Raw genomic sequence first — 15,470 nt, 5'->3', positions numbered from 1 at the left:
ACAGTAAAAAGGCTTCCTTGAAGGGAAGCCTTTTTGTCTTTTTATGCAGTCTCAGCGTTAACTAAGCCTTGGAGTAAACATCGCGCTCGCCTAGCCAGCGGTTGATGATCGCCTTGGCGTTGTCTGGGTAGCTATCGTGAATATGACGAGCAATACGCTGCACTTCTGGGATTAAACGTTGGTCACGAATTAGATCGGCGATCTTGAAATCAGCCAAGCCAGTTTGTTTGGTACCGAGCAATTCACCGGGGCCACGGATTTCTAAGTCGCGCTGTGCAATCACAAAGCCATCGTTACTTTCACGCAGCACACCTAAGCGCTTCTGAGCGGTTTTAGACAGTGGTGAGTGATACAACAGTACACAATGGCTTGCGACCGAACCTCGGCCGACACGGCCTCGTAGTTGGTGCAGTTGCGCTAGGCCAAGACGCTCTGGGTTTTCGATGATCATTAAGCTCGAATTCGGTACATCCACACCTACTTCAATCACGGTAGTCGCGACCAACAAATGCAGTTTGTTCTCTTTGAATTCCTGCATTACTGCTTGCTTCTCGGCTGGCTTCATTCGGCCGTGCACGAGACCAATTTTTACGTCAGGCAGTTTGCGTTGCAGCTCTTCAGCGGTATCAGCAGCAGCTTGAGCTTCTAATACTTCGGACTCATCAATCAGCGTACATACCCAATAAGCTTGTTTGCCTTCATTAAGACACGCATTTTTCACACGTTCGACAATGTCATCTCGTTTAGTATCAGGAATCGCGACGGTTTGAATTGGGGTTCGCCCCGGTGGTAACTCATCAATAATCGAGGTTTCGAGGTCGGCATAGGCTGTCATCGCTAACGTTCGTGGAATCGGTGTTGCCGTCATTACCAATTGGTGTGGGTAATAACCTTGCTTTGCACCTTTCTCACGCAGCTCTAGTCGCTGGTGGACGCCAAATCGGTGCTGCTCATCAATGATCACTAAACCAAGGTTGTTGAACTCGACATGCTCTTGGAATAGCGCATGAGTACCGACCACCATTTGCGCTTCGCCGCTGGCAATACGTGTTAGTTCAGTTTCACGAGCTTTGCCTTTGAGCTTACCTGCTAGCCAGCCGACTTGAATGCCCATCGCCTCAAACCAGTTAGCAAAGTTGAGAGCGTGCTGCTCGGCTAATAGTTCTGTGGGTGCCATTAGTGCTACTTGCTGACCGTGCTCGAGTGCGCGAACGGCTGCTAGTGCGGCGACTAAGGTTTTACCTGAGCCTACATCGCCCTGAACTAAACGCATCATAGGGTGCGGTTTTTCAAGGTCAGCTTCGATCTCCTTGGTTACTCGCGCTTGAGCGTTGGTTGGAGAAAACGGTAGTTGAGCGAGTAGCTTATCTTTGAGTGCATTTACTGGAGGAAAAGGCATCGCTTTGTCTTGCTGCCCTTTACTACGGACAGACAGCATCGACAGATTTTGAGCCAGTAGCTCTTCCATAATCAGGCGTAGCTGCGCAGGGTGTTTACCTTCATCAAACAACTCTAGGTCAATGCCTGGAGGTGGTCTGTGAATGGTATGCAGTGCTTGTGCGAGGGTAATTTGGTGATCGTATAAACCTGATGGTAGCAGCTCATTCACCGCGGCTTTGTCGATCAGCTCTAATGCTTGGTCGGTGAGGTTACGCAGTGTGACTTGTCTTAGCCCCTCGGTGGTTGGGTACACCGGAGTTAGGTTGGCTTCAACGTCTGGCTGTTGCCTCGGCGCAAAGAATTTGTAGTCAGGGTGGACGATCTCAAGCCCCATATTACCGCGCTTGATCTCACCATAAGCATGCACTTGTTTGCCTTCGGCAAAGTTATTTTTCATGCCTGCAGTGAAGTTGAAAAAACGTAGGGTAATAGTGCCATTACCATCACTGATCTTTACTGCGAGCATCTTACGTTTACCGAAAATGGTATCGACGTGCATTACCTTGCCTTGCACTGCTGCCCATAAACCAGCATGCAGTTTTACGATGGGATAGATACGCGTTCGATCTTCATAGCGCAAAGGCAGGTGAAACAGCAGGTCTTGTACATTGTTAAGCCCAACCTTCTCTAGTTTCTCTGCGACTTTAGCGCCGACTCCAGATAAAGAGTTGAGAGGGATAGCAGATAAAAGCTGTGACATAACAAGGCTCATAAACGTAAGAGAGATAATCTATTCAAGCATTTTACTGGATTTTTGTACAGGGTAAAGCTTAGAAGCAGATGAGGGATGAGAGTGAACGAGATTCGAAGGGAATAAGAGTAGATGCGGGATGTGGGTAAACGAGATGCGAAGAGATTAAGAGCAGATACGGGATACGGGTAAACGAGATTCGAAGAGATAAGAGCAGATACGGGATGTGGGTAAACGAGATTCGAAGAGATAAGAGTAGATACGGGATGCGAGTAAACGGGGGTACTAAAGGGGGGATATAGAAAACAGGACAGTACAAAAAATTAAAGCAGACTCGAAATACGAAAAGTTGAGGTGGTGAAAAGCTTTTGCTCTTCGCATCTCGAGACTCGTATCTCTCATCTGCTTTATTTATCTGCTGTTAGATCTAGTTCTTACGACGTTTTACTTTCAGCGCGTGTGGCATCACACGTAGCTTTTTCATAATACTTGCAAGATGAACACGATCTTTGGTCGTCAGCAAGATAGTCACTGTGTACAGGCGCCCATCACGTTCTTCGGTTGAAATACCGTGAATGTTTGAGCCCGTTTTCGAGATAACGTTCGTTAACTCTGCCAGTGCACCTTGGTGGTTTTGGATGTCGATCTGAAGTTCAGCTGTGAACTCTTGATCGTAATCGTCAGACCATTCCACTGCCATGTATTTGTCTGGTTCTTTTTGGTAGCCACGAACGTTTGGACACGTTTCACGGTGAACCACAAGGCCACGACCTGGAGATACATGAGCAATGATGTGATCGCCTGGGATCGGGTGACAACAATTTGCAAAAGTCAGTAGTAGACCTTCAGCTCCGCGGATAGCTAGTTTCTTCCTAGGCGCATCGCTGTTGTTTTTCACTTCAGTCAGTTCGTCAGCATCACCCAGTAGGCGACGAGCAATGACGATACTCATCAGCTCGCCAAGACCAATCGATGCTAGCAAGTCTTCAACGCTTTCTAGGCGTAAGTCAGACAATACATGCTCAAGGTTCTCTTGGCCGATATCGGCAATAGAGTGTTCACCAAGTGCATGATTCAGTAGACGACGACCTAGGGTAATCGACTCTTCACGGCGCATTGTCTTCAGAACCTGACGGATCTTAGTACGAGCACGAGAGGTCACCACGTAGTTGAGCCATGCAGCATTCGGACGTGCGCCCGGAGCACTGATGATCTCAATGGTTTGACCGTTCTTCAGCGATTTGCTGAGTGGGTAAGGGTTCATGTCGACGCGAGCCCCTACACACATATTGCCCACATCGGTATGTACCGCATAAGCAAAATCGACCGCTGTTGCACCTGCAGGAAGTTCGACGATACGACCTTTCGGCGTGAACACGAAGATCTCATCTGGGAACAGATCAGACTTAACGTTTTCAATAAATTCGAATGAGTTACCTGCGCTTTGTTGAAGCTCAAGCAAGCTCTGCATCCAACGCTGTGCTTTAACCTGTGCGGTTGTCCCATTACTACTGCGTGAGCCACTGCCTTTATAAGACCAGTGTGCCGCGACACCTTTGTCGGCCATTTGCTCCATATCTTCGGTACGGATCTGAACCTCTACAGGTACCCCGTGAGGGCCGATCATTGACGTATGAAGAGATTGGTAGCCGTTGGCTTTTGGTACCGCAATGTAATCTTTCATGCGGCCCGGACGTGGCTTGTACAAGCTGTGAGCCTGGCCAAGTGCGCGATAACAAGTGTCTGGGGTATCAACCACTACGCGGAAAGCGTAGATGTCCATAATAGTGTGAAAGCGCTGCTCTTTGGTTTTCATCTTGTTATAGATGGAGAACAAGTTCTTTTCACGACCTACGACGCGAGCAGACAAACCGACTTCTTCAAGACGGCCTTCAATTTCGCTATGGATACGTTGGATCATTTCCTTACGGTTACCACGCGCAGCTTTCACTACATTTCTGAGTACGCGATAACGGTTAGGGTAGAGGGCTTCGAAGCCCAACTCTTCTAGTTCGGTCTTGATGTTATGAATACCAAGACGGTGAGCTAGCGGAGAATAGATCTCTAAAGTTTCACGAGCAATACGACGCTTTTTGTCGGGACGAAGTGCCCCAAGCGTACGCATGTTGTGAGTACGGTCAGCTAATTTGATCAAGATAACGCGGATGTCTTGCACCATGGCGAGAACCATCTTACGGAAGTTCTCTGCTTGCGCTTCTTTGCGATCACGAAATTTAAGCTTATCCAGCTTAGATACACCATCAACCAGTTCAGCAACGGTATTGCCGAATTGAGCTTCTAGCTCCTCTTTTGTAACTTCAGTATCTTCAATTACATCGTGGAGTAGGGCGGCTTGCAGGGTTTCGATATCCAGACGCATTTCTGCCAGGATTCTTGAAACAGCAACAGGATGGATTATGTATGGTTCACCCGTTGAACGGGTTTGCCCTTCATGGGCATTTCTCGCTACCACATAAGATTGACGCAGAGCCTCAATTTGAGGCTCTGTTAGGTATTCTTGGGCAACGTCTTTGAGGCTATCGAATAGATACAAATTAAAGGCCCGGAAGGTTAATTAGTTCGAATGACGTTGATTCTATCAGCGAGTGTGAGCGATGCTGCTTACTGCTGCAAGTTCAGCCGCTTCTTGCTCTTGTTGCTCTTGACGCTCACGAGCATCTAGTACGTCTTTAGTGATAAGACCTTCTTCGATTTCGCGAAGAGCGATAACCGTCGGCTTATCGTTTTCTTCAGGCACTAGTGAATCTTTGCCGCCAGTTTGCATTTGACGTGCGCGGCGAGCCGAAATAAGAACTAGGTCGAAACGGTTGCCAACTTTTTCAACAGCGTCTTGAACAGTTACGCGTGCCATGAGGACTCCAAATAGTAATTAACTAATAAATTTTATATGACGAGAAAGTATACAAGTTTAACTAGAGACTTTCTAGCTCACCGTATACTTATCTCAATGGAAAATCTAGTTCTAGATTATTCCGCTAGTAGTGCTGTAAGCATGCCGCTGTATTTAGCTGCTTGCTTATCTTCTTTTAAGCGTTCCGCACGAATGATTGCTCTGAAGTCCATTAAGGCTGCATCAAAGTCATCATTCACGATCACATAATCGTATTCTGCATAGTGAGAAATCTCTGATTTTGCTTCGCTCATGCGTTTCGCAATAACTTCGTCGCTATCTTGACCGCGAACATTTAAACGACGCTCTAGCTCACCATTTGATGGTGGAAGAATGAAGACACTCTTCGCTTGAGGCATTTGTTCACGGATCTGGCGAGCACCTTGCCAGTCGATATCTAGGAATACATCGATACCGCGGTTAAGGTTTTCTTCAATCCAAACACGTGACGTGCCGTAGTAGTTGCCGAATACTTCAGCATACTCTAGGAACTCACTCTTCTTGATGAGATCTTCAAAGTGATGTTTCTCTACAAAGTGGTAGTGAACACCATTTTCTTCACCAGGGCGCATACCGCGAGTGGTGTGTGAAACAGATACCTTCATTGCGTAGGTTGGATTGGTTTCCAGCATTGCTGAGATCAAGCTCGATTTACCTGCGCCACTAGGTGCAGATACGATGTAAAGAGTACCTATGCCCATCTGTATATTTCCACTGTTGGTTGGATTGAGTGAAGGCGATAAACCGACACTATAAAAGATAGCACTGACCCTAATTTTTGTTCCGGTGGTGCATCTACTAATTGTTTCGGTGGTTACATCTATAAAGGGATAACGAGTGAAACCAATAGAGACAACTGGTGAAAATTAGGTCAGAAAAATGGAGGCGAAGAGTAGCATATTTAGATGATTGAGAACAACTGGCTTGATCGTTATTTATCAGCGAATGATCTTTTCAAGGATCTTTGTATAACTGCAATGACTCGTCATCTTCACTTTTTTATGTGATCTGGACAAAATTTGTTGAAGTTTTAATCTCAATCCTTACAATCCGCGCAAACGATTAAATGCTGTATATATCTAGTGATATGGACTAGATGTTTCTACTACCGAGCCTACCTTGGTGACTACAGTTTTTAGTGTAGAGATCCCTCTATTCTCACAGCATTTGAATCTCAAATTTCTTAATTTATACATAGGTTTTGTTGTGAATACCGACTCCACCCTGAAAGCCCAGAAAACGTCTGGCTCGCTTGACACCATGTTCAAACTCTCAGAGAGAAAGACCACGATCAGCACTGAGCTATACGCAGGTTTTATTACCTTCCTAGCGATGAGTTATATCTTGGCGGTTAACCCAGCAATTTTGGGTGGTATCCCGGGGATGGACAAAGGGGCTGTATTTACGGCTACCGCTCTTTCTGCTGCTATCGCAACGCTTATCATGGGCATTTGGGGTAACTACCCAGTGATGCTGGCGCCAGGTATGAGCATGAACGGCTTCTTCAAAGGCTTACTGTTAAGTGGTTCAGTCGCTGTACTTTGGAATGAAGCGTTATTCGGCATCTTCCTATCGGGTATCCTTTATCTCGCTTTCTCGTTGACCAATATCCGTAAGTCGATGATTGAATCGATTCCTGAAGATTTGAAGCTAGCGATTACCGTATCTCTCGGCTTATTCATTGCTTTCTTAGGACTTAAGAATGCAGGCATCATCGTGTCTAACCCGTTTGTACTGGTTGGCTTAGGTGACATCTCAGACCCACAAGTGGTTATCGCTTATGTGAGTATCTTCATCGCTCTGGGCTGTATGGTTCGTGACATTAAACTGGCAACGTTTATCTCGTTTGTTTCAGCGATTGCATTGACGATTTTGGCTGATGTGTTCTTAGGTACATCAAACGCACCAATCCCAGATCAATTCGTTTCTATGCCACCAAGTATGGCGGGCAGCTTCGGTGCGATCTTTGATTTCTCAGCTTTCACCCCTGAGAAAATGTTCGACCTATTGTTCATCGTCCTTATCTTCCTGATTGTCGATTTCTTCGATGGCTTAAGCACGATTGTTGGTGTTGGTCGTGATGCGGGTATCATCGACAAAGATGGCAAGGTACCAAATGCGAAATCGGCTTTAGTTGCTGATGCAGGCGGAACAGTGATTGGTTCGATTCTTGGTACCACATCGATCACTGCTTTCTCTGAATCGGGTATTGCCTCTTCTCAAGGTGCGAAAACAGGTTTAGCGGCAGTCATGGTGGCTGGCTTATTCCTAGTGTCTCTATTTCTATACCCAATTTTCTCTATCTTCTCAGCGGCAATGGTTGCGCCGGCGATGGTCGTGGTGGGTATCTACATGGTTGGCCGTCTTGGTCAGATTAACTGGGAAAAGAAAGAGTCACGCATTGCGGCTTTCTTCACCATCATGTTCACTGTTTTAAGCTTCTCACCAGCAAACGGCATGGCGATGGGTTTCATCAGCTACGCATTTACTATGGTTGTTGCGGGTAAGCGCAAAGAAGTGCACCCACTTATCTACGGCCTGTGTGTGGTGTTCTTAACTTACCTGATTCTTCTATAAGGTTAATTCGCCACTACCAATTAGCCACTAAAAAGTCGCTAAGTAAAAGACAAACAGATGGCTCTGCAGTGAATGTGGGGCCATTTTTGTATCTGTTGTATCTGTTGTATCTGTTGTATCTGTTGTATCTTAAATTTATGCTCGTTCTTGCTGAACGTTGAGTTCAACTTACCGCCATTCTGCTGATGTTCATCTAAAAAGGGCGACGGTGGTCGCCTCTTTACGTTTACTAGCCAACGAAGTGTTCGTTATTAGAATTTGTACGTTGCGCCAGCGTAGAAGCTACCAAGTTGGACGGTCACATCATTGTATAACCAGTGGCCAGTATCAACGCTGAAGGTATCAACTTCGTAAGCCACACGGAAGTTTAGGTTCTCAAGGCTTGCTGGTGTGTATTCTACACCTGCGCCCAGACGCAATGCTGTTTCATCTTTGCTACCATAGTCATCAACATCAAATGAAAGCTGCGTTAGACCTATGGTACCAAATGGACGCCAACCGCTATCAAAGGTGTAGCCAAGGTTTGCAGCAATAGATATGCCTGCTGTCTCGATAGCATAACCTGACAAGCCTGATGCTGTTATATTACTGTATTTGGTGAATTGTGTTTCAACGCCAACAATGCGGTTAAATTGATAGCCACCAATCAACTTAAGCGTTGAGTATTTTGTTTCTAGTGTAGAAAACGCGGCATCGTCATCGTAAGTTGTGGTACCAAAACCACCACCTAGGTAAAAGCCAGATACGTCTTTCTCAACTGCTTGCTCTTGGGCACTGGCAAAGGCAGAAAATGCTGCCAGAAGGATCACTGCTTTTTTCATTAGATTCATCTCATCGGGGATAAAAAGTGGTGCGCATTATGTGTTCAATGGCAATATAAAACTAAAGATGGAATTCATATAAACTTCATGAGTTGTCGGTTTATTGATAATTCCCCTTTTATATATTTTTATCTTTATTGCATAATTCATTGATATAGTTGATGTTGTATTTTTTCTGTAAGAACTTTTGCTTTAGGTAGATGGATTGTACTCAATGCTTACGCAGTTGACTTGGTAATGGTAGGATCCAGCTCTTCACGCGTGTGTTTTTTGGTTGTGTGAGCCCTAATTTCAGTAATAGTGAGTGTATGCATAGAGTCTGCTTTTCCAATCTGATTCTCGATCCAACGACTCTAACCTTATCGAATGTCGATGGGGAATGTATTCAATTACGCCCGCTTCCATATGCAGTGTTGAGCTTGTTACTTGAAAACCAGGGTGTTCACGTTACTCGTGAACAACTATTTGAAACGTGTTGGGGGGGCGCATTAGTCACTGACCAAGCGATCACTAATGTCATTTCAGGTTTAAGGAAAAACTTCGAGCAGTTGGGCGCGCGTGATGTCACCTTGAAAACAGTCAGCAAAATTGGCTACGTTCTGAACATTCACCGTGGCAAAGAGCCGATTAAGAAAATAGGAAACCGAGCAATTCGGGTTGGCCAAGAGCAAGAAATCGTCTTAGAAGAGGTGAGTCTTAAGCTTGCCCCTACCTTGAAAATGAACATGTATTCTTGGCATGGGTTTGTGACGGTATTGCTGCTAGCCTGTTTGGTGTTCGTTTTTTTTACTAAGCCTTTTATCCGAAAGCCACAGTTTCTCCAGCCTAGTGAGTATCAACATTTTCAGATTGGCGTGACCGATTTTTATCTTTATGACAGTGCTTATTTAATAAGTGACGGTCGACTGCTCGCATATGAGTTAGCGACTCAATCGTTTCCAACCTGTCATGCGGATATGTATCTGCGAATCGCAGAGTCTGCTTATGACGACGACGTTTATATGATTAAAACTTTTGCTTTTGCGAAACACGGCAGTAAGAACGCAAGCTACGTGAATCATTCGGTGAGTATTGATGATTTATCAGAGACGGTGGTGAAAGCAATTAGGAGGGCTCGATCAATATGCGGATAAAATCGGTCATCGTTTTCAATATTGCGCTTGCTACCTGTGTCATCGGTGTGGCGTTGTATCAGTGGAAGTTTGAGCAACAACAGTTAGCGGGTAGTCGTTGGGCATGTGTTCAGCTTGATGAGGGGTTTGTTTCGCAAGGGTATCGTCACTATCAAGAGATCGCTGATCGCTCTATTTTAGAGTTTACCTCAAATGACAGTTTGCTGATTTTTCAGAAAGGTTATGTTCAGACACTTGTCGGAGAAACCAAGCCCTACGAAGTCTATTATGAAGCAAACTACATTGCTGAGAATGGTCTCCTATCGGTTGCCTATCAACATATCGACTGGAATCTAAAGCCAACTGGCAATGAGATCTTTGTTCGTGATATGGACGCTCTGGTAAGAGCTAAAATTGAACTGATGTATAAAGTGAAAGGTGACCAGTTGTTTTTGTTCAGTAAAGGGCATGCAGAAGAGAGGAATCATATCTGCTATTCCAAATGACGATTTTGAATCATAGTAACTCCGATATCAGCGTGTACTATTATGATACTTTCAAACCTAGGTACTTAATTTAATTGAGTTTATTTTTAGTGGTTTTGGTTTGTATAAAGAAGTGTATCCACTTATCTACGGCCTGTGTGTGGTGTTCTTAACTTACCTGATTCTGCTTTAAGGCTAATTAGCCACTAAAAAGCCGCTAAGTAAAAGACAAACAGATGGCTCTGCAGTGCATGTGGGGCCATTGCTTTATCTGCTGTTTCTTACCTTTGCTTCTTACTGGTGGTTACCGGTGAATTGATGGCGATGCTTTGACAGTACGCGACTTATATTGATGCATGCTATTGTAGAGACTGGATTAATTATTTTTTGAAGAGTGACTATGCCTTCTAACTTGCCTAAATCTTTTAGTAAGCCGTTTTTAAAAGTATTCCACATTATGGAAGCGGTATTGCTGGTGGCGATCACACTGGCGACCTTGTTTGCGATGGTCGAAGAGTTCATGCATGTCTTCGCTGAACGCCGAGTGCAATTGACCGACATTCTGCTGATGTTTATCTATTTAGAAGTGTTGGCGATGGTTCAGCAGTTTGTGATGAACGGTAAGATCCCAGTGCGATACCCCATCTACATCGCGATGATGGCAATTGCTCGTTATATCACTTTAGGCATGAAAGAACTCGATGCGGTATTGATCGTTTGGTTATCTTTAGCGGCATTTATCTTGGCCGCAGCAACACTCTTGATTCGTGTTGGGCATCATTATTGGCCATATGTCGATCTAAGAACCAAGCAGCCGGATGAGTAAATCAAGCAGGTTATAAGCTAATAAGAGCCCAGCCATGTTGCTGGGTTTTTTATTGCCCTCGACGTGTCTAAAAGACATAAAGATGTCTTTTTAATTACGGTAATTTTGCTGTCAATAAGACTCTAATTGTTTTTTTTACCTTGATGTACAAGGGTTTGTGTCTTGGCATGAATGTTGATTAGTAAGTAATAGACTCATATAAGGAACACGCTATGCATTTTGAAAGCACTCATTATAAACCTGAAATCTTCTCCGAAAAGGTTGCACTTCTTGTTACTCGACTTCTCAAAAAGACACTTAACTTGTTTTATGGAAAACACTTAGCTAAACGAGCCATGCTGTTAGAAACCATAGCGGCGGTGCCGGGCATGGTGGCGGGAGTGTTCAATCACCTCAAAGCTCTGCGCCGCATGAAAGACGATGGTGGTTGGATCAAAGAGCTACTGGACGAAGCGGATAATGAACGGATGCATTTGATGATTTTCCATACCGTTACCAACCCGTCCATTATAGAGCGCATTTTAGTGATGCTATTACAGTTCATCTTTCTACTCATCTATGGATTGATTTACTTAGTCTCATCTAAAACGGCACATAGGATTGTTGGGTATTTTGAAGAGGAAGCTTGTAATAGTTACTCCGAATATATCTCGAAAATTCAAGATGGCACGTTGCCCAATCATCCCGCGCCTGAAATTGCGATTAAATATTATCGCTTACCCGAGAATGCTACGTTTTTGGATGTGCTCTTCTGCATAAGGGAAGATGAAGCTAAACATAGAGATAAGAATCACGACATTGCCGATCTCTATAAAACCCAAGACTTACCCGATCATCAGTGCTAATCATCAAAAAGACATAATGATGACAAATAAAGCTCAACAACCAGAAAATAAGGTCGTCTTAATTACTGGTTCAAACCTGGGATGGGGTTGAGCTTTTCTATGCATACTAGAAATACGGACTTACCTGAGGGGGAGTGCTTAGAGAGTCGTACTATGAGTAAATTTCTTAAGATCAAAGCGTTATAAATGAGCTTAATGGCGTAGTAGGGCTGTAATTTAAGCCAACCGAACAAAAAAACATCAATTATTTTCAAATAAAGCTTTACAACCCGACCCAGATCACCAAGAATGGCCTCGCTCTGTTTTCAGAGTTATTAAATGAAACATCAGTTGTAAAGTAAAACCCTTAGTATTGCTTCATTGTTATTCTCAGTGTTTCCCTTGGCTTCATAGATACATTAAATAATTCAAGCTTTCAGCGCATCGCACTTTTGGCGATTAATTTTTTATTTTTATATAAGGGACACATCATGTCTAACAAAACAAACGGCGTAGTAAAATGGTTTAACGAAGAGAAAGGTTTCGGTTTCCTAACTCAAGACAACGGCGGCGCTGACGTATTCGTTCACTTCCGTGCTATCGCATCTGAAGGTTTCAAGACTCTTAAAGAAGGCCAACAAGTGTCTTTCGAAGTAGAGCAAGGCCAAAAAGGTCTTCAAGCTGCAAACGTTGTAGCTCTATAAGATTTTAAGTCGGCGCAGGTTGCATTAGCAACTTGCGTCACTTTCTCCCTTAAATCTTTCCCCTCTAGTTCCACCTGTAATACCCCCCTCAAAATATTCTAAAATCCTTTGCTACATCCGCTTCTCTGTTCTATCTGTAGCTGTGTCTATCTTTATCTCTTGCTCCAAACAAATCTCCTGCGTAACAACCTGCTCACTTACTCATCCTGATTGGCATTATTGTATCCATAAAAAAAGCCCCTAAAACTAGGAGCTTATCTTGATCTAATCAACACTGATTCAGCTAATGGCTTATTCACAGCGTGTTACTGACAAACTGTTATTCAATATTCTGGATCTGCTCACGCATCTGTTCGATAAGAACCTTAAGCTCTACGCCTGATGCTGTGATGTCTGTGCTGATAGACTTAGACGCTAGCGTGTTTGACTCACGGTTGAACTCTTGCATCATGAAGTCAAGCTTACGGCCACAAGCACCCCCCTTCTTCAAGACGACATTTGCTTCTTTCACGTGAGAGTCTAAACGGTCTAGCTCTTCTGCTACGTCTGACTTCTGAGCCAGTAGGATAAGCTCTTGCTCAACGCGAGAACCTTCAAGTTCAATTTTTGCATCTTCAAACTTGGTAAGAAGACGTTCACGTTGCCATTCTAGGATTTCAGGCATGCGTGCACGAACTTTAACAACTTCTTCAGTGATAGCATCTAAGCGCTGTACGATGAGCGCTTTCATGTTTTCGCCTTCACGAGCACGAGCGTCAATGAACTCTGCGATGGCATCGTTGAATGCTTCCAGTAGATCTTTGTTGATGGCATCCATGTCTTGCTCTGGCGTTTCCATCACGCCAGGCCAGTTCATAACTTGGAATGGGTTCAGACGGCTGTCTTCACCTGTCATGGTCATTACTTGGTTAGCAGCATTGATTACTTGCTGAGCCAAACCTTCGTTAATGCTTAGCTCGCCTTTCGCTGCTGGGTTAGCTTCAAAACGTAGGTTACATTCAACCTTGCCGCGCGCTAGACGCTTACGGAAACGCTCACGCAAGATCGGCTCTAAACCACGGAACTGTTCAGGCATACGGAAGTAAGTTTCAAGGTAGCGTTGGTTTACACTACGGATTTCCCATACTGCTGTACCCCAATCGCCTTTTACTTCTTTGCGTGCATACGCGGTCATACTATAAATCATCGAATTTTCCTGTCTTTTATCATTCTGAAAATAACGCGCACGCATAGTATCACGATACGGGGTGCACCCGAAGCTTGTCTCTTTTCCGCGATAAATAGCCTTTCACGGTAAGTACCTTTGAGTCGTAAGTCTCCTTAAGTCGCAAGTCGCTTTGAATGGTAAATAGATTTGAAAGATAAACTGCTATATAATCTTGCCCCAATCAAAACTGTCTCACCCCTTTCTTAGGTGATGCACTCTTTCGATAGTAAATCACTTCAGACTGTTAATAAGGTAGATACCAATGCGTCCAAATGACCGCGCTGTAGATCAAATTCGTCCAATTAAAATTACTCGTAACTACACAGCTTATGCTGAAGGTTCTGTATTAGTTGAGTTCGGCAACACTAAAGTTCTATGTAATGCGACGGTAGAAGAAAACGTGCCGCGTTGGTTAAAAGGCCAAGGAAAGGGTTGGGTAACCGCTGAATACGGTATGCTTCCACGAGCAACACACACTCGTAACCGTCGTGAAGCGGCGAGCGGTAAGCAAGGTGGTCGTACGATGGAAATCCAACGTCTGATCGCGCGTAGCCTACGTGCTGTTGTTGACCTGAAAGTAATGGGTGAAATCATGATCACTGTCGATTGTGATGTTATCCAAGCAGACGGCGGTACTCGTACTGCTTCTATCTCAGGTGCAAGCGTTGCAATGGCTGATGCTATCAACAGCCTACTAGCAAGCGGCAAACTGAAAAAGAACCCAATGAAAGGCCACGTAGCGGCAGTTTCAGTGGGCATCGTTGGTGCACAAGCACTGTGTGACCTTGAGTACGTTGAAGACTCAGCAGCTGATACCGACATGAACGTTGTAATGACGGAAGACGGTAAGATGATTGAGATTCAAGGCACCGCAGAAGGCGAACCGTTCAGCCACGAAGAGCTGATGCAGCTTTTAGCCCTGGCGAATAAGGGTATTACCGATATCGTCGAAGCGCAGAAAGCTGCGTTGGCCGACTAGTTTTTAGATAGCTCCCACATCGGGGGCTATTTTTTTATCTTCGTCGTATTCGCGCCCTCCGCGTTGTTAACTGCGCTTGCTCACCCGAATCACTTACTACTCGTAAGCTCACGAGGTTCGCAAGCTTGTTGCCTAGCGGAAAGCACGACTACTTAGAAGATACTAAGAAGAGTTTAAGTTAATTAAGTTTTATTGAATAAACGTAGAGGAAAAACATGAAAGCATATCAACGTGAATTTATTGAATTTGCACTAGAGAAAGAAGTACTTAAGTTTGGTGAGTTTACTTTAAAGTCTGGCCGTAAGAGCCCTTACTTCTTCAATGCTGGATTGTTTAATACAGGTCGTGACCTAGCACGCTTAGGTCGCTTCTACGCAGCAGCATTGGCAGATTCAGGTATTGAGTTCGACGTACTATTTGGCCCTGCGTACAAAGGTATCCCAATTGCAACGACAACAGCGGTTGCACTTGCTGATCACCACGATGTGGACACGCCTTACTGTTTCAACCGTAAAGAAGCGAAGAACCACGGTGAAGGTGGCAACCTAGTGGGTAGCGAACTTGAAGGTCGTATCATGCTAGTGGATGACGTGATCACTGCAGGTACAGCGATTCGTGAGTCGATGGAAATCATCCAAGCAAACGGCGCTGACTTAGCGGGTGTGCTTGTTGCTATCGACCGTCAAGAGAAAGGCAAAGGTGAGTTGTCTGCGATTCAAGAAGTAGAGCGTGACTTCGGTTGTGCGATTATCTCAATCGTTAGCCTGACTGACCTTGTGACTTTCCTTGAAGAGAAAGGCACAGACGCAGCACATCTAGAATCAGTAAAAGCGTACCGCGCTCAATATGGTATCTAATTCGTAAACTGAAGAAGTTGAACCTGATGGTTTAGC

At 44.6% G+C, this 15,470-nt stretch carries 14 protein-coding genes and 1 riboswitch; of the genes, 8 read left to right on the top strand and 6 right to left on the bottom strand.

From position 1 onward, the window contains the following. Window positions 1-61 precede the first annotated feature (61 nt). The 4 genes from recG to gmk form a co-directional block, all read right to left on the bottom strand. Window positions 62-2,140, bottom strand: a complete 2,079-nt coding sequence (gene recG / locus L3V35_RS19730) for an ATP-dependent DNA helicase RecG (protein ID WP_054547980.1) — start codon at window positions 2,138-2,140, stop codon at window positions 62-64. A gap of 418 nt (window positions 2,141-2,558) precedes the next feature. Beyond that, complete coding sequence (gene spoT / locus L3V35_RS19725) at window positions 2,559-4,685, bottom strand: bifunctional GTP diphosphokinase/guanosine-3',5'-bis pyrophosphate 3'-pyrophosphohydrolase (protein ID WP_004735646.1); 2,127 nt, start codon at window positions 4,683-4,685, stop codon at window positions 2,559-2,561. A 45-nt stretch (window positions 4,686-4,730) separates the two neighbouring features. After that, window positions 4,731-5,003 (bottom strand): DNA-directed RNA polymerase subunit omega, encoded by a 273-nt coding sequence (gene rpoZ / locus L3V35_RS19720; RefSeq protein WP_004735648.1) that lies wholly within the window; start codon window positions 5,001-5,003, stop codon window positions 4,731-4,733. Window positions 5,004-5,119: 116 nt separating this feature from the next. Next, on the bottom strand, window positions 5,120-5,743 hold the full coding sequence (gene gmk / locus L3V35_RS19715; protein ID WP_017109197.1) for a guanylate kinase: 624 nt from the start codon (window positions 5,741-5,743) through the stop codon (window positions 5,120-5,122). 348 nt (window positions 5,744-6,091) lie between these two features. After that, window positions 6,092-6,191, top strand: a riboswitch (purine riboswitch). A 57-nt stretch (window positions 6,192-6,248) separates the two neighbouring features. Between gmk and L3V35_RS19710 the strand changes: the two genes are divergently transcribed. After that, window positions 6,249-7,619 carry an NCS2 family permease gene (locus tag L3V35_RS19710; RefSeq protein WP_065207346.1) on the top strand — a complete coding sequence of 457 codons (1,371 nt, stop codon included), beginning with the start codon at window positions 6,249-6,251 and terminating at the stop codon, window positions 7,617-7,619. Between the two features lie 251 nt (window positions 7,620-7,870). Here L3V35_RS19710 and L3V35_RS19705 read toward each other — a convergent pair whose 3' ends face one another. Beyond that, on the bottom strand, window positions 7,871-8,440 hold the full coding sequence (locus tag L3V35_RS19705; protein WP_171328759.1) for a porin family protein: 570 nt from the start codon (window positions 8,438-8,440) through the stop codon (window positions 7,871-7,873). A gap of 308 nt (window positions 8,441-8,748) precedes the next feature. Between L3V35_RS19705 and L3V35_RS19700 the strand changes: the two genes are divergently transcribed. The 5 genes from L3V35_RS19700 to L3V35_RS19680 all read left to right on the top strand — a co-directional run bounded on the left by L3V35_RS19700 (window position 8,749) and on the right by L3V35_RS19680 (window position 12,391). Then, window positions 8,749-9,573: a winged helix-turn-helix domain-containing protein gene (locus L3V35_RS19700; protein WP_171328762.1), complete on the top strand. Its 825-nt coding sequence runs from the start codon at window positions 8,749-8,751 to the stop codon at window positions 9,571-9,573. Then, window positions 9,564-10,058 (top strand): hypothetical protein, encoded by a 495-nt coding sequence (locus L3V35_RS19695; RefSeq protein WP_237300523.1) that lies wholly within the window; start codon window positions 9,564-9,566, stop codon window positions 10,056-10,058. The genes L3V35_RS19700 and L3V35_RS19695 overlap by 10 nt, the downstream gene beginning before the upstream one ends. 379 nt (window positions 10,059-10,437) lie before the next feature. Beyond that, window positions 10,438-10,863 carry a phosphate-starvation-inducible PsiE family protein gene (locus tag L3V35_RS19690; protein WP_017079068.1) on the top strand — a complete coding sequence of 142 codons (426 nt, stop codon included), beginning with the start codon at window positions 10,438-10,440 and terminating at the stop codon, window positions 10,861-10,863. Between the two features lie 212 nt (window positions 10,864-11,075). Further along, entirely contained in the window at window positions 11,076-11,708 is a 633-nt protein-coding gene (locus L3V35_RS19685) for an alternative oxidase (protein WP_237300522.1), read from the top strand. 470 nt (window positions 11,709-12,178) lie between these two features. Continuing rightward, a complete protein-coding gene (locus L3V35_RS19680; RefSeq protein ID WP_004735656.1) occupies window positions 12,179-12,391 on the top strand; it encodes a cold-shock protein in 213 nt (70 codons plus the stop codon). Window positions 12,392-12,710: 319 nt separating this feature from the next. Here L3V35_RS19680 and L3V35_RS19675 read toward each other — a convergent pair whose 3' ends face one another. Further along, the gene (locus L3V35_RS19675; protein ID WP_004735725.1) at window positions 12,711-13,577 is read right to left on the bottom strand and encodes a YicC/YloC family endoribonuclease; all 867 of its coding nucleotides are present in this window, start codon (window positions 13,575-13,577) and stop codon (window positions 12,711-12,713) included. A 283-nt stretch (window positions 13,578-13,860) separates the two neighbouring features. Here L3V35_RS19675 and rph point away from each other — a divergent pair, with 283 nt between their 5' ends. Continuing rightward, the gene (gene rph, locus L3V35_RS19670) at window positions 13,861-14,577 is read left to right on the top strand and encodes a ribonuclease PH (protein WP_004735726.1); all 717 of its coding nucleotides are present in this window, start codon (window positions 13,861-13,863) and stop codon (window positions 14,575-14,577) included. A 215-nt stretch (window positions 14,578-14,792) separates the two neighbouring features. Then, the gene (gene pyrE, locus L3V35_RS19665; RefSeq protein WP_004735727.1) at window positions 14,793-15,434 is read left to right on the top strand and encodes an orotate phosphoribosyltransferase; all 642 of its coding nucleotides are present in this window, start codon (window positions 14,793-14,795) and stop codon (window positions 15,432-15,434) included. Window positions 15,435-15,470 lie beyond the last annotated feature (36 nt).

The sequence above is a fragment of the Vibrio sp. L5-1 genome (assembly GCF_021728315.1).
GTDB lineage: Bacteria > Pseudomonadota > Gammaproteobacteria > Enterobacterales > Vibrionaceae > Vibrio > Vibrio splendidus_K.
This window is presented reverse-complemented; position numbering and strand designations above follow the sequence as displayed.

What these genes read in the sequence shown, in the direction of transcription:
- L3V35_RS19690 (WP_017079068.1), top strand. Translation starts at nt 10,438, where the DNA reads ATGCCTTCTAACTTGCCTAAATCTTTTAGTAAGCCGTTTTTAAAAGTA.
- L3V35_RS19675 (WP_004735725.1), bottom strand. Translation starts at nt 13,577, where the DNA reads ATGATTTATAGTATGACCGCGTATGCACGCAAAGAAGTAAAAGGCGAT.
- rpoZ (WP_004735648.1), bottom strand. Translation starts at nt 5,003, where the DNA reads ATGGCACGCGTAACTGTTCAAGACGCTGTTGAAAAAGTTGGCAACCGT.
- L3V35_RS19705 (WP_171328759.1), bottom strand. Translation starts at nt 8,440, where the DNA reads ATGAAAAAAGCAGTGATCCTTCTGGCAGCATTTTCTGCCTTTGCCAGT.
- L3V35_RS19685 (WP_237300522.1), top strand. Translation starts at nt 11,076, where the DNA reads ATGCATTTTGAAAGCACTCATTATAAACCTGAAATCTTCTCCGAAAAG.
- L3V35_RS19700 (WP_171328762.1), top strand. Translation starts at nt 8,749, where the DNA reads ATGCATAGAGTCTGCTTTTCCAATCTGATTCTCGATCCAACGACTCTA.
- L3V35_RS19695 (WP_237300523.1), top strand. Translation starts at nt 9,564, where the DNA reads ATGCGGATAAAATCGGTCATCGTTTTCAATATTGCGCTTGCTACCTGT.
- pyrE (WP_004735727.1), top strand. Translation starts at nt 14,793, where the DNA reads ATGAAAGCATATCAACGTGAATTTATTGAATTTGCACTAGAGAAAGAA.
- recG (WP_054547980.1), bottom strand. Translation starts at nt 2,140, where the DNA reads ATGTCACAGCTTTTATCTGCTATCCCTCTCAACTCTTTATCTGGAGTC.
- rph (WP_004735726.1), top strand. Translation starts at nt 13,861, where the DNA reads ATGCGTCCAAATGACCGCGCTGTAGATCAAATTCGTCCAATTAAAATT.
- gmk (WP_017109197.1), bottom strand. Translation starts at nt 5,743, where the DNA reads ATGGGCATAGGTACTCTTTACATCGTATCTGCACCTAGTGGCGCAGGT.
- L3V35_RS19680 (WP_004735656.1), top strand. Translation starts at nt 12,179, where the DNA reads ATGTCTAACAAAACAAACGGCGTAGTAAAATGGTTTAACGAAGAGAAA.